The organism is Peptostreptococcus porci (assembly GCF_009695815.1).
Lineage (GTDB): Bacteria > Bacillota > Clostridia > Peptostreptococcales > Peptostreptococcaceae > Peptostreptococcus > Peptostreptococcus porci.
This window is the reverse complement of sequence record NZ_VUNE01000003.1, coordinates 223,738-250,665: the sequence shown is the minus strand read 5'-3', so window position 1 is coordinate 250,665 and position 26,928 is coordinate 223,738. Positions and strand designations below refer to the sequence as shown.

39 protein-coding genes are annotated in these 26,928 nt (G+C 34.5%); 35 read left to right on the top strand and 4 right to left on the bottom strand.

The genetic code is table 11. From position 1 onward, the window contains the following. The 23 genes from rpsC (at position 1) to rplQ (ending at position 10,859) form a co-directional block, all read left to right on the top strand. Entirely contained in the window at positions 1–795 is a 795-nt protein-coding gene (gene rpsC / locus FYJ71_RS06905; protein ID WP_154538052.1) for a 30S ribosomal protein S3, read from the top strand. Positions 796–820: 25 nt separating this feature from the next. Continuing rightward, positions 821–1,249, top strand: a complete 429-nt coding sequence (rplP, locus tag FYJ71_RS06900; protein WP_091994111.1) for a 50S ribosomal protein L16 — start codon at positions 821–823, stop codon at positions 1,247–1,249. Between the two features lies 1 nt (position 1,250). Further along, on the top strand, positions 1,251–1,454 hold the full coding sequence (rpmC, locus tag FYJ71_RS06895; protein ID WP_091994109.1) for a 50S ribosomal protein L29: 204 nt from the start codon (positions 1,251–1,253) through the stop codon (positions 1,452–1,454). A 26-nt stretch (positions 1,455–1,480) separates the two neighbouring features. Further along, positions 1,481–1,735, top strand: coding sequence for a 30S ribosomal protein S17 (gene rpsQ / locus FYJ71_RS06890; RefSeq protein WP_154538051.1), 255 nt, complete (start codon positions 1,481–1,483; stop codon positions 1,733–1,735). Between the two features lie 22 nt (positions 1,736–1,757). Next, complete coding sequence (rplN, locus tag FYJ71_RS06885) at positions 1,758–2,126, top strand: 50S ribosomal protein L14 (RefSeq protein ID WP_091994106.1); 369 nt, start codon at positions 1,758–1,760, stop codon at positions 2,124–2,126. 24 nt (positions 2,127–2,150) lie between these two features. Beyond that, positions 2,151–2,456, top strand: a complete 306-nt coding sequence (rplX, locus tag FYJ71_RS06880; RefSeq protein WP_154538119.1) for a 50S ribosomal protein L24 — start codon at positions 2,151–2,153, stop codon at positions 2,454–2,456. Between the two features lie 24 nt (positions 2,457–2,480). Next, positions 2,481–3,023 carry a 50S ribosomal protein L5 gene (rplE, locus tag FYJ71_RS06875; protein ID WP_091994105.1) on the top strand — a complete coding sequence of 181 codons (543 nt, stop codon included), beginning with the start codon at positions 2,481–2,483 and terminating at the stop codon, positions 3,021–3,023. A 17-nt stretch (positions 3,024–3,040) separates the two neighbouring features. Further along, a complete protein-coding gene (locus tag FYJ71_RS06870; protein WP_091994103.1) occupies positions 3,041–3,226 on the top strand; it encodes a type Z 30S ribosomal protein S14 in 186 nt (61 codons plus the stop codon). A 30-nt stretch (positions 3,227–3,256) separates the two neighbouring features. Then, the gene (gene rpsH / locus FYJ71_RS06865) at positions 3,257–3,655 is read left to right on the top strand and encodes a 30S ribosomal protein S8 (RefSeq protein ID WP_091994102.1); all 399 of its coding nucleotides are present in this window, start codon (positions 3,257–3,259) and stop codon (positions 3,653–3,655) included. Between the two features lie 28 nt (positions 3,656–3,683). Beyond that, entirely contained in the window at positions 3,684–4,226 is a 543-nt protein-coding gene (gene rplF / locus FYJ71_RS06860) for a 50S ribosomal protein L6 (protein WP_154538050.1), read from the top strand. A gap of 24 nt (positions 4,227–4,250) precedes the next feature. After that, positions 4,251–4,619 carry a 50S ribosomal protein L18 gene (gene rplR, locus FYJ71_RS06855; protein ID WP_154538049.1) on the top strand — a complete coding sequence of 123 codons (369 nt, stop codon included), beginning with the start codon at positions 4,251–4,253 and terminating at the stop codon, positions 4,617–4,619. 20 nt (positions 4,620–4,639) lie between these two features. Continuing rightward, positions 4,640–5,149, top strand: a complete 510-nt coding sequence (gene rpsE, locus FYJ71_RS06850; RefSeq protein ID WP_154538048.1) for a 30S ribosomal protein S5 — start codon at positions 4,640–4,642, stop codon at positions 5,147–5,149. 18 nt (positions 5,150–5,167) lie between these two features. Then, positions 5,168–5,353 carry a 50S ribosomal protein L30 gene (gene rpmD / locus FYJ71_RS06845; protein WP_091994095.1) on the top strand — a complete coding sequence of 62 codons (186 nt, stop codon included), beginning with the start codon at positions 5,168–5,170 and terminating at the stop codon, positions 5,351–5,353. A 30-nt stretch (positions 5,354–5,383) separates the two neighbouring features. Further along, complete coding sequence (gene rplO / locus FYJ71_RS06840) at positions 5,384–5,827, top strand: 50S ribosomal protein L15 (protein WP_154538047.1); 444 nt, start codon at positions 5,384–5,386, stop codon at positions 5,825–5,827. Between the two features lie 29 nt (positions 5,828–5,856). Beyond that, positions 5,857–7,125, top strand: coding sequence for a preprotein translocase subunit SecY (gene secY, locus FYJ71_RS06835; protein ID WP_154538046.1), 1,269 nt, complete (start codon positions 5,857–5,859; stop codon positions 7,123–7,125). Between the two features lie 16 nt (positions 7,126–7,141). After that, complete coding sequence (locus FYJ71_RS06830) at positions 7,142–7,783, top strand: adenylate kinase (RefSeq protein ID WP_154538045.1); 642 nt, start codon at positions 7,142–7,144, stop codon at positions 7,781–7,783. 166 nt (positions 7,784–7,949) lie between these two features. Then, the gene (locus FYJ71_RS06825) at positions 7,950–8,219 is read left to right on the top strand and encodes a KOW domain-containing RNA-binding protein (protein ID WP_154538044.1); all 270 of its coding nucleotides are present in this window, start codon (positions 7,950–7,952) and stop codon (positions 8,217–8,219) included. 34 nt (positions 8,220–8,253) lie between these two features. Then, on the top strand, positions 8,254–8,472 hold the full coding sequence (gene infA, locus FYJ71_RS06820; RefSeq protein ID WP_002844171.1) for a translation initiation factor IF-1: 219 nt from the start codon (positions 8,254–8,256) through the stop codon (positions 8,470–8,472). Between the two features lie 29 nt (positions 8,473–8,501). Further along, on the top strand, positions 8,502–8,615 hold the full coding sequence (gene rpmJ / locus FYJ71_RS06815) for a 50S ribosomal protein L36 (protein WP_002509257.1): 114 nt from the start codon (positions 8,502–8,504) through the stop codon (positions 8,613–8,615). A 55-nt stretch (positions 8,616–8,670) separates the two neighbouring features. Next, positions 8,671–9,042: a 30S ribosomal protein S13 gene (gene rpsM / locus FYJ71_RS06810; protein ID WP_091994088.1), complete on the top strand. Its 372-nt coding sequence runs from the start codon at positions 8,671–8,673 to the stop codon at positions 9,040–9,042. 32 nt (positions 9,043–9,074) lie between these two features. Next, on the top strand, positions 9,075–9,476 hold the full coding sequence (rpsK, locus tag FYJ71_RS06805) for a 30S ribosomal protein S11 (RefSeq protein WP_091994086.1): 402 nt from the start codon (positions 9,075–9,077) through the stop codon (positions 9,474–9,476). A gap of 53 nt (positions 9,477–9,529) precedes the next feature. Further along, positions 9,530–10,477 carry a DNA-directed RNA polymerase subunit alpha gene (locus FYJ71_RS06800; protein WP_154538043.1) on the top strand — a complete coding sequence of 316 codons (948 nt, stop codon included), beginning with the start codon at positions 9,530–9,532 and terminating at the stop codon, positions 10,475–10,477. 40 nt (positions 10,478–10,517) lie between these two features. Then, on the top strand, positions 10,518–10,859 hold the full coding sequence (gene rplQ / locus FYJ71_RS06795; protein ID WP_091994083.1) for a 50S ribosomal protein L17: 342 nt from the start codon (positions 10,518–10,520) through the stop codon (positions 10,857–10,859). A 188-nt stretch (positions 10,860–11,047) separates the two neighbouring features. Here the strand turns inward: rplQ and FYJ71_RS06790 are convergent, their stop codons facing one another. Beyond that, complete coding sequence (locus FYJ71_RS06790) at positions 11,048–12,265, bottom strand: MalY/PatB family protein (protein ID WP_154538042.1); 1,218 nt, start codon at positions 12,263–12,265, stop codon at positions 11,048–11,050. Between the two features lie 210 nt (positions 12,266–12,475). On the opposite strand from FYJ71_RS06790, the gene FYJ71_RS06785 reads away from it, so the two are divergent. Together FYJ71_RS06785 and FYJ71_RS06780 are read left to right on the top strand one after the other, a co-directional pair. After that, positions 12,476–13,447, top strand: a complete 972-nt coding sequence (locus tag FYJ71_RS06785; protein WP_154538041.1) for a phosphoglycerate dehydrogenase — start codon at positions 12,476–12,478, stop codon at positions 13,445–13,447. Between the two features lie 24 nt (positions 13,448–13,471). Then, positions 13,472–14,791: an MATE family efflux transporter gene (locus tag FYJ71_RS06780; RefSeq protein WP_154538040.1), complete on the top strand. Its 1,320-nt coding sequence runs from the start codon at positions 13,472–13,474 to the stop codon at positions 14,789–14,791. 43 nt (positions 14,792–14,834) lie between these two features. On the opposite strand, the gene FYJ71_RS06775 is transcribed toward FYJ71_RS06780, so the two are convergent. From FYJ71_RS06775 to FYJ71_RS06765, 3 genes are read right to left on the bottom strand one after another with little or no spacing between them, the layout of a single operon-like run. Then, positions 14,835–15,638, bottom strand: a complete 804-nt coding sequence (locus tag FYJ71_RS06775; RefSeq protein WP_154538039.1) for an energy-coupling factor transporter transmembrane component T family protein — start codon at positions 15,636–15,638, stop codon at positions 14,835–14,837. Beyond that, the gene (locus FYJ71_RS06770; RefSeq protein WP_154538038.1) at positions 15,631–16,548 is read right to left on the bottom strand and encodes an energy-coupling factor transporter ATPase; all 918 of its coding nucleotides are present in this window, start codon (positions 16,546–16,548) and stop codon (positions 15,631–15,633) included. The genes FYJ71_RS06775 and FYJ71_RS06770 overlap by 8 nt, the downstream gene beginning before the upstream one ends. Beyond that, complete coding sequence (locus FYJ71_RS06765) at positions 16,533–17,369, bottom strand: energy-coupling factor transporter ATPase (protein WP_154538037.1); 837 nt, start codon at positions 17,367–17,369, stop codon at positions 16,533–16,535. The genes FYJ71_RS06770 and FYJ71_RS06765 overlap by 16 nt, the downstream gene beginning before the upstream one ends. Before the next feature lie 300 nt (positions 17,370–17,669). On the opposite strand from FYJ71_RS06765, the gene aroB reads away from it, so the two are divergent. The 10 genes from aroB to manA all read left to right on the top strand — a co-directional run bounded on the left by aroB (position 17,670) and on the right by manA (position 26,821). Beyond that, positions 17,670–18,737 (top strand): 3-dehydroquinate synthase, encoded by a 1,068-nt coding sequence (aroB, locus tag FYJ71_RS06760; RefSeq protein WP_154538036.1) that lies wholly within the window; start codon positions 17,670–17,672, stop codon positions 18,735–18,737. After that, positions 18,727–20,088: a 3-phosphoshikimate 1-carboxyvinyltransferase gene (locus tag FYJ71_RS06755; RefSeq protein ID WP_207707222.1), complete on the top strand. Its 1,362-nt coding sequence runs from the start codon at positions 18,727–18,729 to the stop codon at positions 20,086–20,088. The genes aroB and FYJ71_RS06755 overlap by 11 nt, the downstream gene beginning before the upstream one ends. Beyond that, complete coding sequence (gene aroC / locus FYJ71_RS06750) at positions 20,060–21,133, top strand: chorismate synthase (RefSeq protein ID WP_320641153.1); 1,074 nt, start codon at positions 20,060–20,062, stop codon at positions 21,131–21,133. The genes FYJ71_RS06755 and aroC overlap by 29 nt, the downstream gene beginning before the upstream one ends. 187 nt (positions 21,134–21,320) lie before the next feature. Beyond that, complete coding sequence (locus FYJ71_RS06745) at positions 21,321–21,629, top strand: chorismate mutase (protein WP_154538034.1); 309 nt, start codon at positions 21,321–21,323, stop codon at positions 21,627–21,629. Between the two features lie 77 nt (positions 21,630–21,706). Further along, entirely contained in the window at positions 21,707–22,363 is a 657-nt protein-coding gene (locus FYJ71_RS06740) for an HAD family hydrolase (RefSeq protein WP_154538033.1), read from the top strand. A 284-nt stretch (positions 22,364–22,647) separates the two neighbouring features. Continuing rightward, positions 22,648–23,634, top strand: a complete 987-nt coding sequence (locus FYJ71_RS06735; RefSeq protein WP_154538032.1) for a mannose/fructose/sorbose PTS transporter subunit IIA — start codon at positions 22,648–22,650, stop codon at positions 23,632–23,634. 15 nt (positions 23,635–23,649) lie between these two features. Next, on the top strand, positions 23,650–24,462 hold the full coding sequence (locus FYJ71_RS06730; protein WP_154538031.1) for a PTS mannose/fructose/sorbose transporter subunit IIC: 813 nt from the start codon (positions 23,650–23,652) through the stop codon (positions 24,460–24,462). Positions 24,463–24,482: 20 nt separating this feature from the next. Then, complete coding sequence (locus tag FYJ71_RS06725; protein WP_154538030.1) at positions 24,483–25,400, top strand: PTS system mannose/fructose/sorbose family transporter subunit IID; 918 nt, start codon at positions 24,483–24,485, stop codon at positions 25,398–25,400. Positions 25,401–25,462: 62 nt separating this feature from the next. Beyond that, positions 25,463–25,831 carry a DUF956 family protein gene (locus tag FYJ71_RS06720; protein ID WP_154538029.1) on the top strand — a complete coding sequence of 123 codons (369 nt, stop codon included), beginning with the start codon at positions 25,463–25,465 and terminating at the stop codon, positions 25,829–25,831. A 15-nt stretch (positions 25,832–25,846) separates the two neighbouring features. Next, the gene (gene manA, locus FYJ71_RS06715; protein ID WP_154538028.1) at positions 25,847–26,821 is read left to right on the top strand and encodes a mannose-6-phosphate isomerase, class I; all 975 of its coding nucleotides are present in this window, start codon (positions 25,847–25,849) and stop codon (positions 26,819–26,821) included. Positions 26,822–26,928 lie beyond the last annotated feature (107 nt).

Below are 26,928 nucleotides of genomic sequence, written 5' to 3'. Positions count from 1 at the left end.
ATGGGTCAGAAGGTAAATCCACACGGCTTAAGAGTTGGTGTTATTAAAGATTGGGACTCAAGATGGTTCGCTAATGATAGAAAAGAATTTGGTGAGTTCCTAAAAGAAGATCACGTACTAAGAACATACCTAAAGAAAGAATTATACTCAGCTGGACTAGCTAAGGTAGAAATAGAAAGATCAGCCAACAAGGTTAAAATGGACTTACACGTTGCAAAACCAGGTGTTGTAATAGGTAAGGGTGGAGCTGAAATAGAAGCTCTTAAATCTAAATTAGAAAAATTAACTGGAAAATCAGTTATCTTGAATATAATAGAAGTTAGAAATATAGACAGAGATGCTCAGCTAGTTGCTGAAAACATTGCTCAGGCAATCGAAAGAAGAATTGCGTTCAGAAGAGCGATGAAGCAAGCAGTTGGTAGAACTATGAAATCAGGAGCTAAGGGAATAAAGGTTAGCGCATCTGGTAGATTAGGTGGAGCTGAAATGGCTAGAACAGAAGGATATAGTGAAGGTAATGTTCCACTACAGACACTAAGATCTGACATCGAATATGGATTTGCTGAAGCTAATACTACTTACGGAAAGATAGGTATTAAGGTTTGGATCTGTAACGGTGAAATACTACCAGGAAGAAATCTTTCAACTGAAAGAGAAGAAAAGAAATTAGAAAAGAAGAACGGTAGAGACAAGAAGAGTAGCGGCAGAGGCGGCGAAAGAAAAGGAAGAAACAACGATAGAAGAGGTAACAATAGAGGTCCTAGAGCTTCAAAAAAAGAAGCAAAGCAGGACTAATTAGTTCGGAAGGAGGAAACAACTCATGTTAATGCCAAAGAGAGTAAAGCGTCGTAGAGTTCATAGAGGGAACTTGGCTGGTAAGGCAAACAAAGGTAATAAAGTTACTTATGGTGAGTTCGGTCTAGTTGCATTAGAACCATCTTGGATAACTTCAAACCAGATAGAAGCAGCCAGAATTGCGATGACAAGATATATAAAAAGAGGTGGACAGGTTTGGATCAAAATCTTCCCTCATAAACCAATTACAAGAAAGCCTGCAGAAACTCGTATGGGTGCTGGTAAGGGTTCTCCAGAATATTGGGTAGCAATAGTTAAGCCAGGTAGAGTTATGTTTGAACTAGCTGGGGTATCAGAAAGCAAGGCTAGAGAAGCTATGAGACTTGCTGCACACAAATTGCCTGTTAAGTGCAAATTTGTTAAGAAAGAAGATTTAGAAAAGGTAGGTGAATAGGATGAAAGCTAAAGAACTTAGAAATTTAACTTCAGAAGAACTATTGTCAAAATTAGATGAATTTAAAAGTGAATTATTTAGCTTGAGATTCCAATTAGCTACTGGTCAGTTACAGAATACAGCTAGAATTAAAACTGTAAAGAGAGACATAGCAAAAGTTAAGACTGTTCTTGTTGAAAGAAAGTTAAACGAAGCTAGAGCTTAATATTGGAAAAGGAGGCTTTTTAAGACATGGAAAGAAACAGAAGAAAAGTTAGAGTTGGCCGTGTTGTAAGTGATAAGATGGATAAAACTATTGTAGTTGCTTGTGAAGATTTCGTAAAACATCCACTATACAACAAGCGTGTAAAAAGAACTAAAAAATACAAAGCTCATGATGAATTGAATGTTTGTAACATTGGAGATAGAGTAAGAATAATGGAAACTAGACCTTTATCAAAAGACAAGAGATTCAGATTAGTTGAAGTAGTAGAAAAGGTTAAATAGTTTACAAGAAGGAGGAATTGCGATGATACAGCAGGAAACACGTTTAAAAGTAGCTGATAATTCAGGTGCTAAGGAACTTTTGTGCATACGTGTTCTTGGCGGAACTAGAAGAAAGTACGCCAATGTAGGTGACGTAATAGTTGCAACAGTAAAAAGCGCAACACCAGGTGGAGTTGTAAAAAAAGGTAAAGTAGTAAAAGCTGTTGTAGTTAGAAGCAAGCAGGGAATGAGACGTAATGATGGTAGCTATATTTCATTTGATGAAAATGCTGCAGTTATAATAAAGGACGATAAGACACCAGTAGGTACTCGTATATTTGGACCTGTTGCAAGAGAGTTAAGAGACCATGACTACATGAAGATAGTTTCTCTTGCTCCAGAAGTACTATAATTAGAGGAGGTGTAAGAACATATGATGCGTGTTAAAAAAGGTGACACAGTAGTTGTTATTGCCGGAAAAGATAAAGGTAAAAAGGGACTAGTATTAAGCGTTGATGCTAAGAAGGACAGAGTTCTAGTAGAAGGTATAAACGTTGTGACAAAGCACAACAAACCATCTCAGACTAACCCTCAGGGTGGAATAACTACTAAAGAAGCTCCTATTCATATATCAAATGTAATGCCTTTTGATCCAGAAGCTGGAAAAGGTGTTAGAGTAAGATACGAAGTTGTTGACGGAAAGAAAGTTAGAGTATCTCAGAAGAGCGGTAAGCAATTATAAAAATAATCGAAAGGAGGGAATAGAATGGCTTCAAGATTAGAAGAAAAATATGTAAAAGAAATTATCCCAGCTTTGACAGAAAAGTTCGGATATAAGAATATAATGGAATTACCAAAGCTAGAAAAGATAGTAATCAACATGGGTGCTGGTGATTCAAAGGATAACGCTAAGGCTTTGGAAAAAGCTGTTGAAGAACTACAGATAATATCTGGTCAAAAACCAGTTATAACTAAGGCTAAGAAATCAGTAGCGAACTTCAAATTAAGAGAAGGAATGCCAATAGGTACAAAAGTTACTTTGAGAGGTGACAAGATGTACTATTTCATGGATAAATTAGTTTCAGTATCTCTACCAAGAGTTAGAGACTTTAGAGGTGTAAATCCTAATTCTTTTGATGGAAGAGGAAATTATACTCTAGGTGTTAAAGAACAAATTATCTTCCCAGAAATCGAGTACGATATGGTAGATAAAGTAAGAGGTATGGATATTGTCTTCGTTACAAGTGCAAAAACTGACGAAGAAGCTCGTGAACTAATAAAATTGTTAGGAATGCCATTTTCTAAGTAGGTAAAGGAGGGATTCACGTGGCTAGAAAAGCAATGGTTGTAAAACAGCAGAAAAAGCAGAAATATAAAACAAGAGAATATACAAGATGTTCTATATGTGGTAGACCACATTCAGTATTAAAGGACTTCGGTATTTGCCGTATATGCTTTAGAGAATTGGCATACAAAGGTGTAATACCTGGTGTTAGAAAATCAAGTTGGTAAGATAGATAAATTCGGAAGGAGGATTTTATTATGACAATGACAGATCCAATCGCAGATATGCTTACTAGAATAAGAAATGCAAATTCTGTAAAGCATGAAACTGTTGATGTTCCGGCTTCTAACATAAAGAAAGAAATCGCTAGAATACTTCTAGAAGAAGGATTCATAAGAGGTTATGATGTAATAGAAGATGGAAAACAGGGAATAATAAGAATACAGTTAAAATACGGACAATCAGGTGAAAGAGTAATCTCTGGATTAAAGAGAATATCTAAGCCAGGAATGAGAATATACGCAGCAGCAGCTGAGGTACCAAAGGTACTTAATGGATTAGGTGTTGCTATGGTATCTACTTCAAATGGTATATTGACTGATAAGCAGGCAAGACAAAATAACGTTGGTGGAGAAGTAATCTGCTACGTTTGGTAAGATTTCTTTAATGTAAGGAGGTGCAAAAATGTCAAGAATAGGTGTAAAACCAATAGTAATTCCTGCAGGTGTTGAAATTACAATAGCTGATGGAAATCAAGTTACTGTAAAGGGACCAAAGGGAACTTTAACAAACAGCTTTAATGCTGATATGATAATAGAAAAGGAAGACAACGCTATAGTTGTTAAAAGACCTACTGAAAATAAGAAACACAAGAGTCTTCATGGTTTAACAAGAACACTAATCAACAACATGGTTGTAGGTGTATCTGAAGGTTACGAAAAGAAACTTGAAGTTAAGGGTGTTGGATATAGATGTGCTAAGCAAGGTAAGACATTAGTTATGAACTTGGGATATTCTCATCCAGTAGAAATGGAAGATCCAGAAGGTATAACTACTGAAGTACCTAACCAGACAGAAATACTAGTTAAAGGTATTGATAAGCAATTAGTAGGAAATTACGCTTCTAAGATTAGAGCATGGAGAAAACCTGAACCATATAAGGGCAAAGGTATTAAATATGCTGACGAACGTATCATCCGTAAGGAAGGTAAAACTGGTAAGAAGTAATAATTAACGAAAGGAGTGATTACTTTGTTTAAGAAAGTAGATAAGAATGCAAACAGAGTTGCTAGACATAAAAGAGTTAGAAAGAAAGTAACAGGAACTGCTGAAAGACCAAGACTTTGCGTGTTTAGAAGTTCTAAGAATATTTATGCTCAGTTGATTGACGATACAAATAGAGTAACTCTTGCAGCTGCTTCATCACTTGACGAAGCTGTAAAGAGCGCAGTATCATACACAGGAAACAAGGAAGCTGCTAGAAAAGTTGGAGAATTAGTAGCAAAGAGAGCCGCTGAAAAGGGTATAACAGAAGTTGTATTCGATAGAGGTGGATACATTTATCATGGTAGAGTTTTGGAACTAGCTGAAGGTGCGAGAGAAGCTGGTCTTAAGTTCTAATTTATTGAAGGAGGAAAAATATGCTACATAGTAAACCTATTGATGCAACTCAATTCGATTTAGAAGAAAGAGTTATAGAAGTAAGACGTGTTACTAAGGTTGTTAAGGGTGGTAGAAACTTTAGATTTGCAGCTTTAGTCGTAGTAGGAGACGGAAATGGACACGTTGGTATAGGGTCTGGAAAAGCTATGGAAGTGCCAGATGCTATAAGAAAAGCCGTAGAAGATGCTAAGAAAAACTTAATAGTAGTACCAAGAGTTGGAACTACAGTTCCTCATGAAGTAGTTGGACATTTCGGTGCAGGAAAGATACTAATAATGCCAGCTAAGCAGGGTACAGGAGTCCTAGCAGGTGGACCTGTCAGAGCCGTACTTGAACTTGCAGGAGTTATGGACGTTAGAGCAAAATCTACTGGTTCAAACAATCCAAGAAACATGGTTAACGCGACTATGGAAGGATTAAAAGAACTTAAAACTGCAGAATCAATTGCAAGATTAAGAGGTAAGAAAGTAGAAGAACTACTTGGTTAATATTATAGGAGGGTTCAAATGTCTAAAATACAAATAAAGTTAGTTAGAAGCGTTATAGGAACTAATCCTAATCAAAGAAAAAATGTTGAAGCATTAGGTCTTAAGAAAAGAGAATCTATTGTTGTAAAAGAAGATAACGCTCAGATTAGAGGTATGATCAATAAGGTGAGTCACCTTGTTGAAGTAACTGAGATAACTGAATAATAAAGTTTTGTTAGAGAAGGAGGTGCGAAGATGAAATTACATGAGTTAAAGCCTGCCAAAGGTGCTGTAAAAGGAAAGAGAAGACTTGGTAGAGGTACAGCTACAGGTCAAGGTAAGACTTCTGGTCGTGGACAGAAAGGTCAGTGGTCAAGATCTGGCGGAGGAGTAAGAGTAGGATTCGAAGGTGGACAGATGCCACTTGCAAGAAGATTGCCTAAGAGAGGATTTAATAACATATTCAAGAAAGTTTACTCTGAAGTGAATGTTGAAACTTTAAATAGATTTGATGCTGGAACAGTTATTGATGCAGAATTATTAAAGAAAAACAGAGTAATATCTAAGATTGAAAAAGACGGTCTAAAGATATTAGGAAACGGAAACTTAGAAAAAGCACTTACAGTTAAGGCTGCTAAGTTCACTGCATCAGCTAGAGAAAAAATAACAAACGCTGGTGGTCAGGTAGAAGAAGTTTAATCACTAAGTTATGAAAGAGGTGATTAATTTTGTTTAGTAAAATAAGTCAAGCTTTTAAAGTAAAAGAAATAAGAAAGAAAATACTGTTTACATTATTTATTGTAATTGTTTTCAGACTTGGGACTACAATACCAGTGCCAGGAATTGATACATCTGTAATCAAAAACATGGTAGAAAACAATTCATTGCTAGGGTTGTATAACATGTTTTCTGGGGGTGCTTTTAGTAACTTTACTATATTTGCTCTTGGGATCTCACCATACATCACAGCATCTATCATCATACAGTTGTTGACGGCTGGATTTGAGAGTTTGAAGGAACTACAAAAGTCCGGTGAAGAAGGTAAAAAGAAAATCAGTAAGTACACTAGAACTACTGCCCTTGCTCTTGGAATTATCCAAGCGATAGGTATAACTTTGGGAATTGTTAGAAGTGCGCTAAAAGTAAATAGCCCATTCTTTATTGCCACAGTTATAATTACCCTAGTTGCCGGAAGTATGTTGGTAATGTGGTTGGGTGATAGAATCACTGAAAAGGGATTAGGAAATGGTAGCTCAGTAATAATATTTGTAGGTATTATTTCTAGATTGCCTATTGATATAATAGCAATCTATGAAAAGTCATCACTAGGCTTGTTGAAATGGCCTGCAATAGTAGCCGTTGCTGTCGTAATGATATTTACGATAATAGGCGTAACATTTATTAGTGAATCTACTAGAAAGATACCTGTTCAATACGCAAAGCGTGTTGTTGGTAGAAAAATGTACGGTGGAGAAAGTTCTCATATACCTATGAAAGTAAATCAATCTGGGGTAATGCCTATAATTTTTGCGAGTTCAATACTAGCTCTTCCTCAGACAGTAGCTTTACTTGGTGGACCGAAAATGCAGCAAGCTGTCAATTCGTTTTTCAATCTATCTACAAACCAAGGATTTTGGACATATAGATCTATAGAAATTGTATTGATAGTAGTTTTCTCATATTTCTATAACACAATATCTTTCAATACTGAGGATATTTCAAAGAATATGAAGAATAGCGGCGGATTTATTCCTGGTGTAAGACCTGGGAATCCAACAGAAAAATACTTAAATGGAATACTTTCAAAGTTGACAATTGTTGGTGCAGCATTTTTAGGTATCATGGCGTTGATACCAGCGTTGATTACTCACTATATGAAGGTTCCAGTAAACTTTGGTGGAACGTCTTTATTGATCGTTGTAGGTGTTGCATTAGAACTAAAGAGACAGTTAGAATCAAATCTTGTAATGAAAAATTATCAAGGATTCCTAAAATAGTTTGGAGATGATAAACATGAAGATAATATTACTTGGACCTCCTGGTGCAGGGAAAGGTACTCAAGCTGCTAACATAGTAGAAAGCTATAAGATACCACACATCTCTACAGGAGACATATTTAGAAAAAATATCAAAGAAGGCACAGAGCTTGGTAAAAAAGCTCAAGAATACATGAATCAGGGAAATCTAGTCCCAGATGAATTGACTTGTAGTTTAGTAGCATCTAGATTATCAGAACCTGATTGCAAAGAAGGTTTCATGCTAGATGGTTTTCCAAGAAATATTTTTCAGGCTGAATACTTGGATAAGTATCTGTCAGAAAATAATCTTAGCTTGGATACTGTAGTCAACATAGAAGTTGATCCAGGACTACTTGTTGAAAGAGCTTGTGGTAGAAGAATTTGTAAGACATGTGGAGCTACTTTCCATGTGAAATTCAATCCAAGTAAGGTTGAAGGAATTTGTGATGTTTGTGGTTCAAATCTTACGCAAAGACCAGACGACAACGAAGAAACAGTTTCTCAAAGAATACAAGTTTATTTATCTGAAACAAAACCACTAGTTGATTATTATACTGAAAAGGGTATAATTGCAAACATTAATGGCGATCAGGATATAAATAAGGTTTTTGAAGATATAAAAGCTGCATTAGCTTAGTTAAAGCCAATAGTTCTTATAATTTTTTCTATTGCAAAAGGACATGGGAAACAAATGTCGGCCCTGTTTGAAGTCAATAGGATTGCTGAAAAGTAACTTTGTCAAGCTTTTACAGCATAATCCAAGTACAATGAGATAGAACAAGGACTACATGAGGAGGAGTTGTATGCTATCAAAAAATTTAAATGTAGGTCAGTTAGTTGAAGCTATGTGTGGTCGAGATCAAGGTAAATTATTCTTTATTGTCAAAGTAGTCGATGAGGAATATGTACTAATTGTCGATGGCAAGAGCAGAAAGCTTAACAAACCGAAGCTAAAGAAAATAAAGCATTTAAATGTTAGTAACTTTGTAAATGAAAAAGTTAAAAACAAATTGTCAAATGGAGAAGAAATAACGGATTCTTATATAAGAACTGAGATAAATAAGTTAAAGTAAGTCTTAACTTGTGAAATGGAGGTTTGGTTAGTTAATGGCCAAAAAAGATGTAATTGAATTGGAAGGTACGGTTTCTGAAACTTTACCGAATGCAATGTTTAAAGTAAAACTAGAGAATGGACATGAAGTATTATGTCACATTTCAGGAAAGCTAAGAATGAACTTCATAAGAATTCTCGAAGGAGATAAGGTGAATATAGAGCTTTCCCCTTATGATCTTACGAGAGGAAGAATCACTTGGCGTAAGAAGTAGGCTATTTATAGTCTGAGGAGGGATAAATAATGAAGGTTAGACCATCTGTTAAACCTATATGCGAAAAGTGTAAGGTTATTAAGAGAAAAGGAAAAGTAATGGTTATTTGTGAAAATCCTAAGCATAAGCAAAAACAGGGTTAGTAACAAGTACGGGATAGATTATTGATATAAAGCAATAAACGTAGGAGGTGCGAATATGGCAAGAATAGCTGGTGTAGACTTACCTAGAGAAAAAAGAGCTGAGATAGGCTTGACATACATTTATGGTATAGGTAGAGCTACTTCAAATGAAATACTAGCTAAGGCAGGAATTGATGCTGATACTAGAATAAAAGATCTTTCAGAAGACCAGGTAAATGATCTTAGAAAAATAATTGATGAAGATTATCTTGTAGAAGGTGATTTGAGAAGAGAAATCGCCCTAAACATAAAGAGATTAAGAGATATAAAATGCTATAGAGGTATGAGACATGCTAAGGGATTACCTCTAAGAGGTCAGAGAACTAAGACTAATGCTAGAACTAGAAAAGGTCCTAGAAAAACTGTATCTCGTAAGAAGAAGAAATAATAGAATACAGTAGATAAAGGAGGGAAAGAATAATGGCAAAAGGCAAGAAGAAAGTAGTTCAGCGTGTTAGAAGAAGAGAACGTAAGAATATAGAACGTGGACATGCACATATTCAGTCTACTTTTAATAATACAATAGTAACATTGACAGATGTACATGGTAATGCAATTTCATGGGCATCTTCAGGTCAGTTAGGATTCAAAGGATCAAGAAAAGCTACTCCATTTGCTTCTCAGATGGCAGCAGAAACTGCAGCTAAAGCTGCAATGGAACATGGTCTAAAGACTGTTGAAGTATTTGTAAAAGGTCCTGGTTCAGGTAGAGAAGCTGCTATTAGAGCTCTTCAGGCAACTGGTCTTGAAGTTACAATGATAAAGGATGTTACTCCAATACCACACAATGGTTGTAGACCACCAAAGAGAAGAAGAGTGTAGTATTGAGGTATTTCACCCTCAGTGGATCAATATTTTTATAGGAGGGTTTGTCCATGATAGAAATTGAAAAGCCAAAAGTTGATATTGTCGAGTTAAGCGAAGATTATAGATATGGTAAATTTGTTGTTGAGCCTTTGGAAAGAGGTTTTGGTATTACTGTAGGAAATGCACTTAGAAGAATTCTTCTTTCTTCATTACCAGGTGTTGCTGTTTATGCTATTAGAATTGATGGAGTGTTACATGAATTCTCTACAGTTCCAGGTGTAAAAGAAGACGTTACAGAAATCATGCTTTCATTGAAGGAATTATCAGCTACAATTGATGATGAAGAACCTAAGGTTTTAAGAATTCAGGCAGTTGGTCCTTGTGAAGTAAAGGGATCTGATATTATATGTCCTCCTGAAGTTGAGATAATCAGTAAAAATTTACATATTGCTACATTGGATGAAAATGCTAAGTTAAATATGGAAATACATATTAACAAAGGTAGAGGATATATTTCTGCAGAAGAAAACAAGTCTGATAGTATGCCGATAGGAGTTCTGCCTGTGGACTCAATTTATACGCCAGTCGAAAAGGTAAGCTACCATGTTGAGAATACTAGAGTTGGTCAAAGAACGGATTTTGACAAACTTACGCTTGAAGTTTTGACAAATGGAAGTATTAATCCTCAGGAAGGAATATCTCTAGCTGCAAAAGTTCTTGATGAGCATTTGAAGTTATTCATTGACTTAACAGAGCATATTGGCAATGTTGAAATAATGGTTGAAAAAGAAGAGGACAAGAAAGAGAAAGTCCTTGAAATGACTATAGAAGAACTTGATTTATCAGTTAGATCATATAACTGTTTAAAGAGAGCTGGAATAAACACAGTTGAAGAACTGTCTAATAAGTCAGAAGAAGATATGATGAAAGTTAGAAATTTGGGTAAAAAATCACTTGAAGAAGTTATTCAGAAATTGAATGAACTTGATTTGAAATTAAGACCAAATGAAGAATAGTATCTCTATTTAATCTTGAATATGTAAAGGAGGGAAAAAGATGGCTATTTACCGTAAATTAGGACGTGAAACTGCTCACAGAAACTTAATGCTTAGAAACCTTGTTACAAGCTTATTGAGAGCAGGAAGAATAGAAACTACAGTTACTAGAGCTAAAGAAACTAGAAGAATGGCTGAAAAGATGATAACTCTTGCAAAGAGAGGAGATCTTCACGCTAGAAGACAAGTGCTTGCATATGTTCTAGATGAAACAGTGGTAAGTGATTTATTTGAAAATATAGCACCAAAGTATGCTGAAAGAAATGGTGGATATACAAGAATAATAAAGAAGGGACCAAGAAGAGGCGATTGTGCTGAAATGGCAATAATCGAATTAGTATAATTGGTTTAGTACAAGAGCTGATGCTAAAAATAGCATCAGCTCTTATTTTAAGTATATTTTATTGTTTCTTATATGTATGTATATCTAAGTATCTATATATCTATGTATGTATTTATTTATGTATTTATATCTAAGCATCTATATATCTACGTATATATACACTTTTGTATATCTATATATATATCTATCTATACATTTTTATTGTACTTATTTATAGCTTCTGTCATTCTGTTTAAACCAGTTTCAATTATACTCTTAGGCATTGCCAGATTTAATCTAATATAACCCTGTGCATTGTCTACGAAAAGGTCATCTCCACCCTCTAGTAGAACTCCAGCTTCATTTGCAAAGAATGAAGCCATATCCTCTATTTCTGGCAGACACTTGCTTAGATCGACCCAAGCTAGATATGTCGCCTCAGGAATTTCAAATATTGCATTAGGGAGATTTTTATCAAGATATTCTTTCAAAAAAATCATGTTATTGTCAAGATAAGACTTTAGCTCTTGTAGCCACTCATCACATTTTTCGTAAGCTGCCGTATGAGCTGCAAGAGAAAGAGGATTTACAAAGCCTATTGTTTTGTCTCTCTCTTTAAATTTATTTCTCAAATCAACATTCCTTATTATAATATTTGAAAACATCAAGCCGGCAATGTTAAATGTTTTGCTTGCTGACATACAAGTTATTAACTTGTTGTAGTCTGGCATAACTTTTCCTAGAGGAATATGCTTTTTGCCATTTCTAAGCAAATCACAGTGTATCTCATCAGAAATAACCCAAAGATTATTATCTTCAATAATTTTTGCGATTTTTTCTAATTCATCTCTAGTCCAAACCCTTCCAGAAGGATTGTGAGGATTACACCAAAACACAAGCTTTACCATTGGATCCGAAGCCTTTTTCGCAAAATCGTCAAAGTCTATTTCAAAATGTCCGTTTTCTTTTTTCAATTTTGAGAAAACCATGCCTGCTTCGTTGTAGGTAGCAGCGTGTTTGAAAAATCCATAGGCAGGCGTTACGAATAAGATTTTTTCCTCAGGAGCAAGAAGCGTTTCAGATAATTGATAAAGTGCAGGGATGATTCCAGGAGAGAATGTTAGTTCCTCTTTATCAAATTCCCAATCATACTTACTCTTGCACCAATTGCTTAAAGCATTGTAATACCTGTCATCAAAGACCATTGTATATCCAAAAATTCTCTTTTCTACACGGTTTTTAATTGCTGAGCAAATTTCTGGTGGTGTCGCAAATTCCATGTCAGCAACCCACATTCTTACAAACTCTTCGTCTTTGTAGGGGAATTTTTTCTCCGGACCGGCGTGGAAGATATAGCTCCTAAAACCATCAGTGTTCAGAGCATTGGTGTTTCTTCTGTCGATTATTTCATTAAAATCATATTTCATATCATAACCTCCTAAAAAAATTAAGAACTTATTGAATATTTCCAATAATTTCTTATATAATAATTTATATCAATATACAGTATAAGTCAATATAATTTATTTTTTGTTAATGTGATTTTTGCAAAATATTTTTATAAATTTGTTCAACTACTATTTTTTTATGATAAAATTAGAATAATGAAAAACTATTCTTTATTTTTGGAGGGGGCTATGAAGTTATTTATAAATAGAAATCTTGGTACAGAGCGAATGAAAGAGCTTGAAGATATGGGCTATGATATAATATATGTGCCAGAAAGAGATTTTAGAAATTTGAAACGAGAAGATGTGGAAGCATGGGATAATATAGATGAAATCTACAGTGCTGATGTATGGTTTACATATATGGGATTTGATCAATTTGATATTACAAAGATGAAAAATCTAAAGTACGTTCATTTAACAAGTGCGGGTATAAATCAAGTTCCAGTGGAGCATTTGATAAAAAAAGACATTATCTTATCCAATAATACTACAGGCTACGCTATTCCTATGGCAGAAAGTGTTGTTATGTATATTTTGGAAGTATATAAAAATAGTCGCAAAATGTTCAAATATCAGGATAGTAAAACCTGGAGAACAGATATGAGTTGGATTGAATTATCTGGAAAAAGAGTTGGTTTTTTGGGAACAGGCAATATAGCACAAGAAGCAGCAAAACGATTAAGGGCATTTGATGTGGTGCTATGGGGTGTGAATACAAATGGAAGATCTATTGATGGGTTTGATAGATGCTTTTCTATAGATAATTGCGATGAATTTTTTAGAGAGTGTGATGTTATCGTTGGAATAATGCCAGCGACAGAGAGTACAACTGGTCTAATTGACGAGGAGAAGATGCTCTTGATGAAGGAAGGGTCAACTCTAATAAACATTGGCAGAGGGAACCTGATCAATGAAGACGATTTGGAGAAAAATATATCGAAATTTAGAGGAGTAGTATTAGACGTTGTTGAGGAAGAGCCGTTATCTACTGAAAGTAAGCTTTGGGAGTTTGAAAATGTCATAATTACTCCACATAATTGCTGGGTTTCTGAGAATAATATTGAACGATTGGCAGATAGAGTTATTGAAAATATGAAAAGCTTTATTGAGACTGGTAAGCCGAAGACATATTTGAAAGATATCAAGAGAGGATATTAGATAAATTATATTTGGAGAATTTGAATGGAAAAAAATAAAGCTATTTTAGATATAATTAGAGATGTAAACTCTTTTTCATTGCCATTGATATTAAACAACTTCTTTAATGTATTAATATCAGTGATTATGGCTTCGATTGTTGGAAGGATATCGGTAGGAGCCATTATATCAACGGAAATAGTAGATACGCTAAATTATGCCATACTTGGAATTGCTGGTGTTGGAACTTTGGTATTCAACATAGAATCATCAAAGGTTAGAGATAATAATAAAATGCAGTTTTTCGACTGGTTCAAATCGTGTATGCTGGTAAATACATCTATTGGATTGATAATTGTGATAATGGTGTTTTTATTTTCCAGAATTATTTTTTTAAAGGTATACGGAATTAAGGGAAGTAATCTAGAAATAATTTGCAACTATTCATATTTGACATCATTTTCCATACTTGCAAATATGGTTATCTTTTCATTTACCAATTTGTTGAAAGTTAACAAAAAAACAAAGCATATTTTAGTAGCCGGCTTTATTGGAGCGATTTTGCAAATAACATTGTCGTATATATTTGTAAATTACATTCTGAATGGAAATCAAAAAGTACTTGGAGTCGGAATAGGCTCAACTATTTCTATATATTTTCAATTATTCGTATATTTTGTCGTTCTTAGAAAGGAAATAATGACTGCTGCGAAGATTAAATCCTCAAAGAAAATGAAAATGCTGATAAAAAGTATTCCTCTTGTAGTTCAAGAAGTATTGGAGGGTAGTGTATTTTCAGTTTTGGTGATAACATTAATTGCGAGATTAGGTGACAGTGAGCTGTCAGCATATAGCGTTTCAGTAAAAATTGTTGGAATATGTCTAATTCCTATGTATATGTATTGTAATTCTCTTACTGTTCTTGTAGGAGAATATACTTCAAAGAACAAAGCGATGGAAGCGAGACTACTGCCAATAATAACGACTTCACTTACTTTTGCATTTTATTTTGTTTTATCGATTATTTTGATAATAAATAAAGAGTTTTCAATTACTGCATTGACGAATATTGAAGATGTTCAGAAGAATAGTATTTCAATACTAGCATTGGTGATAATATTTAGCTCGTTTCAAATTTTATTTGAGAATAGCAAATATTCCCTGCAATCATTGGGAAAAAGCACGTTCGTATTGAGGACGACAATTATCGCTAATTCCTGTACATTATTTATTATGCTTGCAATTACTTATGCAAAAGCGTTGAGCTTGGTTTTAATTTTGATGCTTCTAGCCTTCAATTATTCTGCTATATCGGTGGTATTTTTTAGAAGATATTTTGGTATAATAAAAGAGCCAGTTAAGTGAAAATAGCTTCTCTGGCTCTTGTTTTATTATGAATATCAAATCCCTATGCAATAAATCTACTTGCTATAGAAAATCCTAAGAATAATATTGTGACAAATATTGCCACTTTATCATTTTTTCCAATAACGCTTTGCTTCATCTTTGTTCTATTTTCTCCACCTCTATAGCATCTGGCTTCCATGGCAATTGCCAATTCATCCGCTCTTCTAAATGCGCTTACAAACAATGGAATAAGAAGTGGAACCATATTTTTTGCCCTGCTTATAATATTTTTGCTTTCAAAATCAGCACCTCTTGACATCTGAGCCTTCATAATTTTATCTGTTTCATCAAGTAATGTTGGAATAAATCTCAATGCAATAGTCATCATCATTGCAAGCTCGTGAGCCGGAAAACCAATCTTTTTTAGAGGGGAACAGGCATTTTCAATTCCATCTGTCAAAGCAATTGGAGATGTTGTCAGTGTCAAAATAGATGTTCCAAGTACCAACAAAATCAACCTTATCGCCATAAAAATAGCAGTATTTAGACCTTGTTCAGTGATTTTTATCACTCCAAGCTGCCATAACACATTATCTCCTCTTAGAAATAGTACATTTATCACAAAAGTAAACAAAATTATCCATCTAAGAGGCTTTATACCTCTTACGACATATCCTACTGGAATTTTTGACATTTTTGTAACTGCAATTACTGCAATAAACATTATTCCATATGCCCAAAAGTTATTAATAACAAATATAGATACCATAAAAATCAGTGTTGCGAACAGCTTCGTTCTTGAATCCAACGAATGAATGGTAGATTTTGTAGGGTAAAACTGACCGAGTGTGATGTCTTTAAGCATTTTCAGTTTCCTCACTTTCCACTATTTTTTTCGTGTCATCTTCAAGCAAAAAATCTCTGTTTTTGATACATCTTGTGATTTCATCTCTGACCTCTTGAATATTTATGACATCATTTTTTATATTAAATCCATTTTTTCTTAGCTTTATCGCAAGCTCTAAGACCTGAGGAATATCAAGTCCCATGGATTTTAATTTATCAGCATTGTCTCTAAATACATCTCTAGGGCTTCCCATAAATTCCAGTCTGCCTTTATTCATGACCATAAGTGTATTTACAAGCTTTGCCATATCGTCCATACTGTGAGAAGATAGAATGACAGTCATATCGTTGTTGTCATGTAAGCTTTTGATTAGTTCGAAAATTTCGTCTCTACCTCCTGGATCTAGTCCTGCTGTCGGTTCATCCAATATCAAAACCTCTGGATGCATTGCTATTACACCAGCAATAGCAACTCTTCTCTTTTGACCACCAGATAAATCAAAGGGAGATTTTTCAGCGTATATATCGTAATCAAGACCAACATCAGACATTGCCTTTTTAACTCTTGCATTTATCTCATTTTCACTCAAGCCCAAATTTGAAGGTCCGAACGCTATATCTCTTTCTACAGTTTCTTCAAAAAGCTGGTATTCGGCGTATTGAAACACTATTCCAACTCTTTTTCTTATTTCTGTTAAATTTTGATCTTTTTGAGTAATATCAAAATCATTTATGAATATTTTTCCAGAATGAGGTTTAATCAATCCATTCAAATGTTGTATCAGGGTCGATTTACCAGATCCAGTATGGCCAATTAACCCGACAAAATCACCGTTTTCTATTTCAAAGCTCACATTGTCGAGTGCCTTATGTGCAAAAGGCATTCCCTCGTCATATATATATGTTAAATTCTCTACCTTAATTGACATAGTTCACCCACCATTTCATCTACAGTCAGAATATCATTGGATATTTCTATACCATCTTTCTCTAGCAATTGTGCTAATTCAGTCATATATGGCACGTCTAAGCCGATTCTTTTCAGTTCGTCAACCTTTGAAAATACTTCTTTTGGAGTACCTTCAATGACTTTTCTGCCTTTTTCCATTACGATTACTCTGTCTGCTTCTACTGCTTCTTCCATAAAATGAGTAATTAGAAGTACTGTAATATTGTTTTCTTTGTTTAGGCGTTTTATAGTGTTCATAACCTCTTGTCTACCTGAAGGATCAAGCATTGCAGTAGCTTCGTCAAATATTATGCATTCAGGTCTCATTGCGATGATTCCAGCAATAGCAACTCTCTGTTTTTGACCACCAGATAATAAATGAGGTTGTCTTTCTCTCAACTCATACATATCCACGTTCTTTAGAGCGGAATCAACTCTTTCTCTTATTTCAGTTGGTTCAATTCCCAAGTTCTCACAACCAAATGCCACATCTTCTTCAACAATTGTTGCGACAATCTGATTATCAGGATTTTGGAATACCATACCGGCTTTCTGTCTTATATTCCAAAGATTTTCTTCATCTTTGGTATTCATACCGTCTATTACAATATCACCATTGGTTGGATAAAGTATTGCGTTTAGATTTTTTGATAGAGTCGACTTTCCAGAACCATTATGACCGATTATTGCCACAAATTCGCCTCTTTTCACATCTAAATTCAAATTATCTATAGCACGGTGTGATTTTTCTTCGCTAATATATTCAAATGTCAAATTATCAACCTTGATTATACTATTCATGTTTTTCACCACCAAATCATTTTACATAAATTTACACAAATAAAATTCCATAATATTTTCTATTTTGATAACTATGGAAATTTTTTGTATTATTTATCAGAAATTTATATTTATTTTAAATAAATACCTAAACTTCGCTAACCTATATTATACCACAAACATATAGCTACTTCCAACACGTTTTATAAGGTAGACACTATCATATCTAAAACCAACTTTACAAAAATAGTCTTATAGCTTATTATAACTATAGATAGATTGAAATGGTAGTCAGTAACTGTTTATCCAGGAGGTGTTATTTTGAAAATAAATGTGCAAACTAAATTATCGAGCTATGATATTATAATTGAAAAAGGTATTTTTTCAAATTTGGATAAATTGATAAAGGAGAGATTAAATCCTCAAAAGGTTTTTGTAATAACAGATAAAAATGTGTGGAATGAGTACGGAACAAAAATTGAAAAAACAATTGAAGCACTAAGCATAGAATATTGTATAAATATAGTGGATCCTGGTGAGGAATCAAAGAGTATTTCTTCCGCTGAGTTAATTATTAATCAACTTGTGAAAAAGAATATTGGAAGAGGAGATTTGATAATTGCGATTGGTGGCGGAGTTGTCGGCGATTTGTCGGGATTTGTTTCTTCAATATATATGAGAGGAATTGATTTTATAAATATACCAACTACATTGCTTTCTCAAGTAGATAGTAGCGTCGGAGGAAAAACTGGTGTAAATTTAGAGCTTGGGAAAAATCTTGTTGGAACTTTTTATCAACCAAAATTGGTTGTGATAGATCCTTATTTTTTGAAATCTTTAAATGATAGAGTTTTTAGAGATGGTATGGCAGAGGTGATAAAATACGCATTAATAAAGGATAGAGAGCTATTTGAAATATTATCAAAAAACGACATTGATTCCATACAGAATGATATGGAGACTATTATTGCTAGGTGTTGTAATATAAAGAAAAATATTGTTCAAAATGACGAGTTTGACAAGGGAGAGAGAATGATTTTAAATTTTGGTCATACCTTGGGGCACGCAATAGAATCATATTATTCTTATGAAAGGTACACACATGGAGAAGGCGTTGCTATTGGTATGCACCGTATTTCAGAGCTGGCAGTAGGTCAAAATCTAATATCAAAGGAGTTGTTCAATTCGATTCATACGCTAATTGAGAAATATGGATTACCAGTATTTGATGAAAAAATATTAGATGAAGATCTTTTAGAGTTTATCAAGCATGATAAGAAAAATATCGATGGCGAAATTAAAATTGTGTTGGTAAATGATATTGGAGAATCAAAGATAATGGACGTGGAGATGGATTTTTTTAGAGGAGGGCTTTTAGGTGGATATTAAGATAAATCCCAAAAAATTGAGTGGATATTATTATCCCCCTTCGTCAAAAAGCATAGGGCATAGAGCGATAATTTGTGCCTCTCTCTCGGATGGGGTAAGTGAGATATCCAATGTTGATTTTTCAGATGATATTGATGCTACAATAGATGCAATGATAGAATTTGGTGCAAAAATTGAAAAATTCAAAAGAAAAGTGGTAATTGAAGGTATCTTTTATAGGGAAAAAAGTGCAAGAACGCTTGATAGAACCGAGGCTATTGTTAATGATACGCAAGAAAAAAAATATAGCATTTTTTGCGGGGAGTCGGGTTCAACCTTGAGATTTTTGATGCCAATTTCCCTACTTTTTGGAAAAAAAACAGAATTTATTACTCATGGAAATCTGATAAATAGACCTATGGATGTATATTTCAATATTTTTAAGGATGAAGGTATTGAGTTTAAAATTGACAATAATTCCATTATTATTGGAGAAAATAAAGGTTTAAAGAATAGGAAACTTTATATTGATGGTGGTGTGAGCTCTCAATTTATTTCGGGACTTTTGTTTTATTTGCCATTGCTTGATTTTGATACTGAAATAGAAGTATTCGGAGAGCTTCAATCAAAAGCATATGTTGATTTGACCATTGATACTTTGGAAAAGTTTGGTGTTGGTATTGAAAATGAGGGGCATAGAATTTTTAGGATATCTGGCAATCAAAGTTATAAGCCTAGCCAGCTGGCAATTGAGTCGGATTTTTCTCAAATTGCTTTTTTTGCTGTAGCAAACGAATTGGGTAGCCATGTTAAAATAGACGGAATTGACGTGCCATCTAATCAAGGAGATAGAGCAATTTTAGGAATAATTAAAGATTTCAAAGTTTTGGATGATAATATGATTTTTTCCGATATCATTGACAACACGTTTGTTTTGGATGGGAGTCAGATTCCAGATATTATTCCTATTCTGGCACTGTTGTTTTCAAGATCCAATATAAGGTGTAGGGTCGAAAATCTCGACAGATTGAAAATAAAGGAATCAGATAGACTGGAAAGCACTGTTGAGGAGTTGAAAAAATTGGGATATGATATTGAGAGTGGTATTTTCGGTGGTAGGTTTTGTATGGAAATAAATTATAGAAGCCTTTCAAGAAAAGATAACGGCAAAATGGATGATGATCTAATTCGAGTTTCTAGTCATAACGATCATAGAATCGCAATGATGTTGGCTATTGCTGCAACAGTGCATCATTGTCCTGTAATAATAAGGAATGCACAATGTGTTTCTAAATCTTACCCATATTTTTGGAAGGATTATAAAATACTTGGAGGTGATATCAGTGAGTGCGACTTGGGGGAAAAACTTTAAAATAACGATATTTGGAGAATCGCATGGAGAGTGTATAGGTATCGTTATCGATGGTATTCCTAGTGGTGTTGAACTGGATGATGAAATGATATTCTTTGAAATGTCGAGACGTTCATCAAAAGGTGGAAGTATGTCAACGGGGAGAAGGGAACCTGACAGAACTGAAATTGTAACAGGGATTTTCAATGGAAAGACAACGGGAGCGCCGATGACTGTAATAATAAAAAATACTGATAAAATATCGAGAGACTATGATATGATGAAGTCGATAGCACGTCCTGGTCACGCAGACTTCACAGCATTTGTAAAGTATTCTGGATTTAATGATTATAGAGGTGGTGGTCATTTTTCAGGTAGATTGACAGCTCCAATTGTTTTCGCAGGGGCAATTGCAAAGCAAATACTGATAAAGAGAGGTATTTTTATTGGAGCTCATATCAATAGCATTGGAAAGATCGAGGATAGAAGATTTAACTCAGAGGATATGTGTAAAGCATCATTTGATAAATTGGCAAAGGCTGATTTTCCAATACTGAGAGAAAGTCTGCGAGAGGAAATGATTTCTGAAATTGAAAATACAAGGTCTACAGGAGATTCCTTGGGTGGTATGATAGAATGTTCAGTTATTGGTTTAAGTGCAGGAGTGGGCAATCCATTTTTTGAATCAATAGAGTCGGTGCTGTCTAGTATTCTTTTTTCAATTCCTTCAATAAAAGGAGTAGAGTTTGGTGCTGGCTTTGATATATCGAAAATGTTGGGCTCAGAGGCAAATGATGAAATATTTATTGAAGATGAAGCAGTAAAAACCAAAACAAACTATAATGGCGGTATAAATGGTGGAATTTCAAACGGTATGCCTATTGTTTTTCGAGTGGCAGTAAAGCCGACACCATCGATTTCAAAGGCTCAGTCGACAATAGATTTTTTAAAAAAAGAAAATGTTGAATTATCGATAAATGGAAGACATGATGCTGTGATTGTTCCAAGAGTGTTACCTGTTGTTGAGGCAGTGACGGCAATCGCAATTCTGGATATGATATTGTAAATATGTTGTAAATAAATAAAAAAAATATATGTATATATATCAATTATGTTGTACTTACGTTGCAATTACGTCGCATAGCCAAGTAAAGTCGTATGTGATGGTTATAATATGTTGCATTTCTAAGAATTTGAAATATGATGGTTTAAATGTTTTGAGTTTTATATAAAAAATGGGAGTGATATGAAATATGATGAAAAAAAGAGCTGTAACCGATAAAGCTAATATACCAGAAGAATTGTCGGAATGTAGAAAAAACATAGAAAAAATAGATAGAGAGATAGTATCATTACTTGAAGATAGAATGAATAATTCTATCCAAATTGGAAGGATAAAAATGAAGAATGACGCCAATGTTTATGACGCAGAGAGGGAAAAACGTGTACTGGAGAATGTAAAATCAGCGGTGATAAATAGTGAGTATGAGAATTATATAACAGAGATAATCTCATTTATTATTCAAAAATCAAGAGATATACAAGAGGCGCTATATGAATAATAATTGAGAGTTATTATAAGATATGTGAATAATAAGAATGAGCTTATTATATAGATACAAATCATTAGGAGGCAAATATGATAAAAGCAGTTATTTTTGATATGGATGGATTACTTTTTGATACAGAGTTATTGTACAGTGAGGGGTTAATATATTCTGCATCAAAATGTGGAATCGATATGTCAATTGAAGAAACATACCATGTAATTGGAAAGACGACAGAGGATGCACGTGAATTTTATGCAGAATATTATAAAGACAATCCTAAAATTGACGGGAGAATCTTGGTTGATGAACAAATAAAATATGTTGAAAATATATTGAAGACTGTAGGATCGAAGAAAAAGCCTTTTGTTGATGAAGTATTGCAATTTTTGAAGGATAATGATTATAAGATTGGTTTGGCATCATCTGGAAGAATATCAGATATTTATAACAATTTGGAAAAGCATGGATTGGAGCATTTTTTTGATGCCATTGCGAGTGGTGAAGAAGTTGAATTAGGAAAGCCTAATCCAGATGTATTTTTATTGGCGGCAAGAAAGCTGAATATTGAGCCTAAAAACTGTCTGGTCCTTGAAGATTCATTAAATGGTGTAATAGGTGCCAATAGAGCAGGAATGAAATCGATAATGATTCCAGATTTGATTGAACCAAATGAAATTGTTTTGTCGATGGTGGAGTTTGTGGGACAAAATTTGGCTGATGTAATTTTATTCTTAAAGAAAAAATAGCCTGTTGACTTAATTTCAAGGTTGTAATATAATGATTATGATACGAATATAAAAGTTTATCATTTTCATTTTAAAACATATTTGGGAAAATGTTTATTACAGTACGTTTGCCAAGTGTAATTTTTCTGAAAAAAATTTTATAAGTATCGAGGCATGTGTAAAATTGATAAAATATTAATTAAAAATTTTTCTGTAATTTTTTTAAAGTTTAATTTTTAAAGTGGAATTTATTTTTTATATATTTTATTAGTTTTTTAGTAATTTTCTAGAAAGGGTAGTTGATTATGGTAGGAATTATTATTGCTAGTCATGGTGAATTTGCAGAGGGACTGTATCAAACTTCAAAAATGATTTTTGGGGAACAGGAAAATGTAAAAACTTGTACTTTAATGCCAAGTGAAGGTCCTGAAGATATCAAAGTCAAAATGCAAGAAGCCATCGCTTCATTTGAGAATCAAGATGAAGTGTTATTTTTAACTGACTTATGGTCAGGAACACCTTTTAATCAGGCAAGTGCACTTCTTGAAGGAAAGGAAGATAAGTGGGCGATCGTTTCAGGTATGAATTTACCTATGCTGATCGAGGCTTATGGCGCGCGTTTTTCAATGGAAACAGCACACGAAATTGCGAGTTATATTTTAGGTGCTGGTAGAGATGGCGTAAAAGCGAAACCGGATTCGTTAGAGCCAAAGGTTGAAGAAGTGGCAAGTAATGTACCTGTAGCACCACAGGGATCTATTCCAGAAGGAACTGTTATTGGAGATGGAAAGATTAAATATGTATTGGCTCGTATTGATACTCGTTTATTGCATGGACAGGTTGCCACAGCATGGACAAAATCAGTAGGACCAAATAGGATTATAGCTGTTTCAGATGCTGTTGCAAAGGATGATTTAAGAAAGAATATGATTGAACAGGCTGCACCTCCAGGTGTTAGAGCAAATGTCGTTCCGATTGACAAGATGATAGCGGTTGACAAGGACCCTCGTTTTGGTAATACGAAGGCATTGCTATTGTTCGAAAATCCACAGGATGCATTAAGGGCAATTGAAGGTGGAGTAAGCATTAAAACATTGAATTTGGGTTCAATTGCACACTCTACTGGAAAGGTCGCAATAACTAGATCTGTTGCAATGGATATGGAAGATGTTAGGTCAATTGAAAAATTGATTTCGTTAGGTGTGGAAATAGATGTTCGTAAAGTGCCTTCAGACTCACCTGAAAGCATCGAACATATATTGAAAAAAGCGAAAAATGAGTTATCTAAATAATAGGAGGGTGTAATTATGTCTGGAATTACGATAGTATTAATCGTTTTAGTTGCCTTTCTAGCTGGTATTGAAGGTATATTGGATGAGTTCCAATTCCATCAACCACTAGTGGCTTGTACATTAATTGGATTGGTAAGTGGACATCTTAGAGAAGGAATTATACTTGGTGGATCACTTCAGATGATTGCTCTTGGTTGGGCAAATGTTGGTGCAGCAGTTGCGCCAGATGCGGCTCTTGCTTCTGTAGCATCAGCAATAATTATGGTATTAGGTTTGCAGGGTGGAGATGTAAATGTTCAAAATGCTATTAATACATCAATAGCTCTTGCAGTTCCGCTATCAGTAGCAGGTCTTTTCTTGACAATGATTTGCCGTACTTTGTCAATTCCTATAGTTCACTTTATGGATGCTAATGCCAAAAAAGGGAATATAAGGGGAATTGAAATGTGGCATATTGTAGCAATATGTATGCAAGGTCTTCGTATAGCAATACCTGCATTGGCTCTTTGTATTGTGCCACCAGATATTGTTACAGAGGCTCTAAACTTGATGCCTGAATGGTTAAAGGGCGGTATGGCTGTAGGTGGTGGAATGATTGCCGCAGTTGGTTATGCAATGGTTATAAATATGATGGCAACAAAAGAAGTGTGGCCATTCTTTGTATTAGGCTTTGCTTTGGCTGCTATCAACCAGTTGACATTAATTGCACTTGGAGCAATCGGTGTAAGTATTGCCTTAATATACCTTGGTTTAAAGGATTCAGTTGGTTCTTCAGGTGGAGGATCAGGTTCGGGTGATCCACTTGGTGATATATTAAACGATTATTAGACTTGAAGGAGGAAGTGAATATGGAAAAGAAAATTCAGTTATCAAAAAAGGAACGTTTTTCAGTTGCATTACGTCACCAATATCTTCAAGGATCTTGGAACTATGAACGTATGCAAAATGGTGGTTGGGCATTCTCAATAATACCAGCCATTAAAAAGCTATATCCAAATAAAGAAGATCAAGTGGCAGCTTTGCAGCGTCATCTTGAATTTTATAATACTCATCCATATGTGTCTTCACCAGTAATGGGGGTAACATTAGCGCTTGAAGAAGAAAGAGCAAATGGTGTTCCAGTAGAAGATGCTGCTATTCAGGGTGTTAAGATAGGGATGATGGGACCTTTGGCAGGTGTAGGTGATCCTGTATTCTGGTTTACTGCTCGTCCGATACTTGGTGCATTGGGAGCATCTCTTGCATTAGGTGGTAGTATTGCAGGTCCACTTTTATTCTTCTTTGTGTGGAATATTATGCGTTTTGGATTTATGTGGTACACTCAGGAATTCGGTTATAAAGTTGGTACTACAATCACAAAAGACTTGTCAGGTGGTCTGTTAGGAAAGATAACTCAGGGGGCATCAATTCTAGGTATGTTTATTATAGGTGCTCTTGTTCAAAGATGGGTAAGTATCAGTTTTACATCAGTAGTTTCAACTGTAAAGCAGTCTAAGGGTGCTTATATTGACTGGGCAAGCCTTCCAGCTGGTACAGACGGTATCAAAGCTGCTCTAGAACAGTATAGTTCTCTAGGTGCAACTGGTTTAAACCCTGATAAGGTTACAACACTACAACAAAACTTGGATTCATTGATCCCTGGTTTTGCAGCAGTTCTATTGACTTTGTTCTGCTGTTGGTTATTGAAAAAGAAGGTATCTCCTATTGTGATAATACTTGCTTTATTTGGTGTTGGAATAATTTCACGTGTATTAGGAATAATGTAATAAAGATAGGCTCGGTTTTTCCGAGCTTTTATCTATGGGAAATATAATTAGAGGGAAAAATTATGGCACAGTCGTTGAATACTAGAGTTGATCTAACTATGAAAGCAACTTCCTATACGGGGTTGGCAAATTATGGGAAAATAATGATAGGCGATAAATCCTTTGAATACTATAATGACAGAAATGTAGAGGATAATATTCAAATTCCTTGGAATGAAATAGATTATATATCAGCATCAGTTATTTTTGGAAAGCATATTAACAGGTTTGTTATTTTTACAAAAAACAATGGAAAATATTCATTTTCAGCGAAGGATAACAAGCTCCTACTAAGAACCGTAAGTAAGTATGTAAGCGTGGATAGGATATTAAGGTCTAAATCTGTTATTCAAATAATGGCGAGAGGAATAAAGAGCCTTTTTGGAAAATAAGAGAAAGGTAGAGTAATGGAATTAATTTTTTTAAAACCTGTCTTGAAGGATAAAATTTGGGGTGGCAGAAAGCTGCGTGAGGAATTGTTGATGAAAACTGAAAGCAATCATGTCGGAGAGGCATGGCTGATAAGTGCTCACAAAAATGGAATAACTGAGGTTACTTCTCCAAAATGGTTGAAGGGTAAAGGCTTGGATGAGATTTTCGCAACTAATCCAGAAATATTCAACTCAAAAATTGATGGTAATGATAGTTTATCTGTAGACAAAAAGTTTCCTCTGTTGATAAAATTGATCGATGCCTCTGATAATTTATCGGTTCAGGTTCACCCCGATGATGATTTTGCGTCTAAACATGAGGGACGAGATGAATTAGGTAAGACAGAATGTTGGTATATTGTTTCTGCGGACGAAGGTGCAGAGATAGTATATGGTCATAATGCCAAAACAAGATTAGAGCTAGCTCAGATGTGTGAGAGTGGAAAATGGGATGATTTACTGAGGCGTGTCGAGGTAAAAGAGGGCGATTTTTTCTATGTGCCTCATGGAACTGTGCACGCAATTGGTAAGGGAATTGTGATTCTTGAAGTCCAGCAAAGCTCAGATACCACGTACAGAGTGTACGATTATGATAGAGTTGATGACTATGGAAATAAGAGGGAGCTACATATAGAGAAATCTATCGAGGTTTCTAATATACCAGGAGATGCTCCAAAGCTAGAATATGCTGTAAAAGAAATCGGTAAAAATACTATTACAGATTTTTTGAAGACAAAATTCTTTTCAGTTTCAAAATACGATTGTAAGGATAGATTGAAGGTATCTCTTGAAGATGGATATTATCTGATGAATGTCATTAAGGGGGATGGAAAGATAATATTGAATGGTCATGAGTATAAAGTCAACTTGGCTGACTCATTTATTGTACCAGCTGGTGAAAAAAGCCTCGAAATAGTGGGCAATATGTGCATTGTTTCTACGCATAAATAAAGATACTTATAACAAAATTGTATATATACTCGTTCAGTAATATATGTTTATTAAAAAGGCTCGTATTAATAGTGCTTAAGCTATTGATACGAGCCTTTTGTACCTTG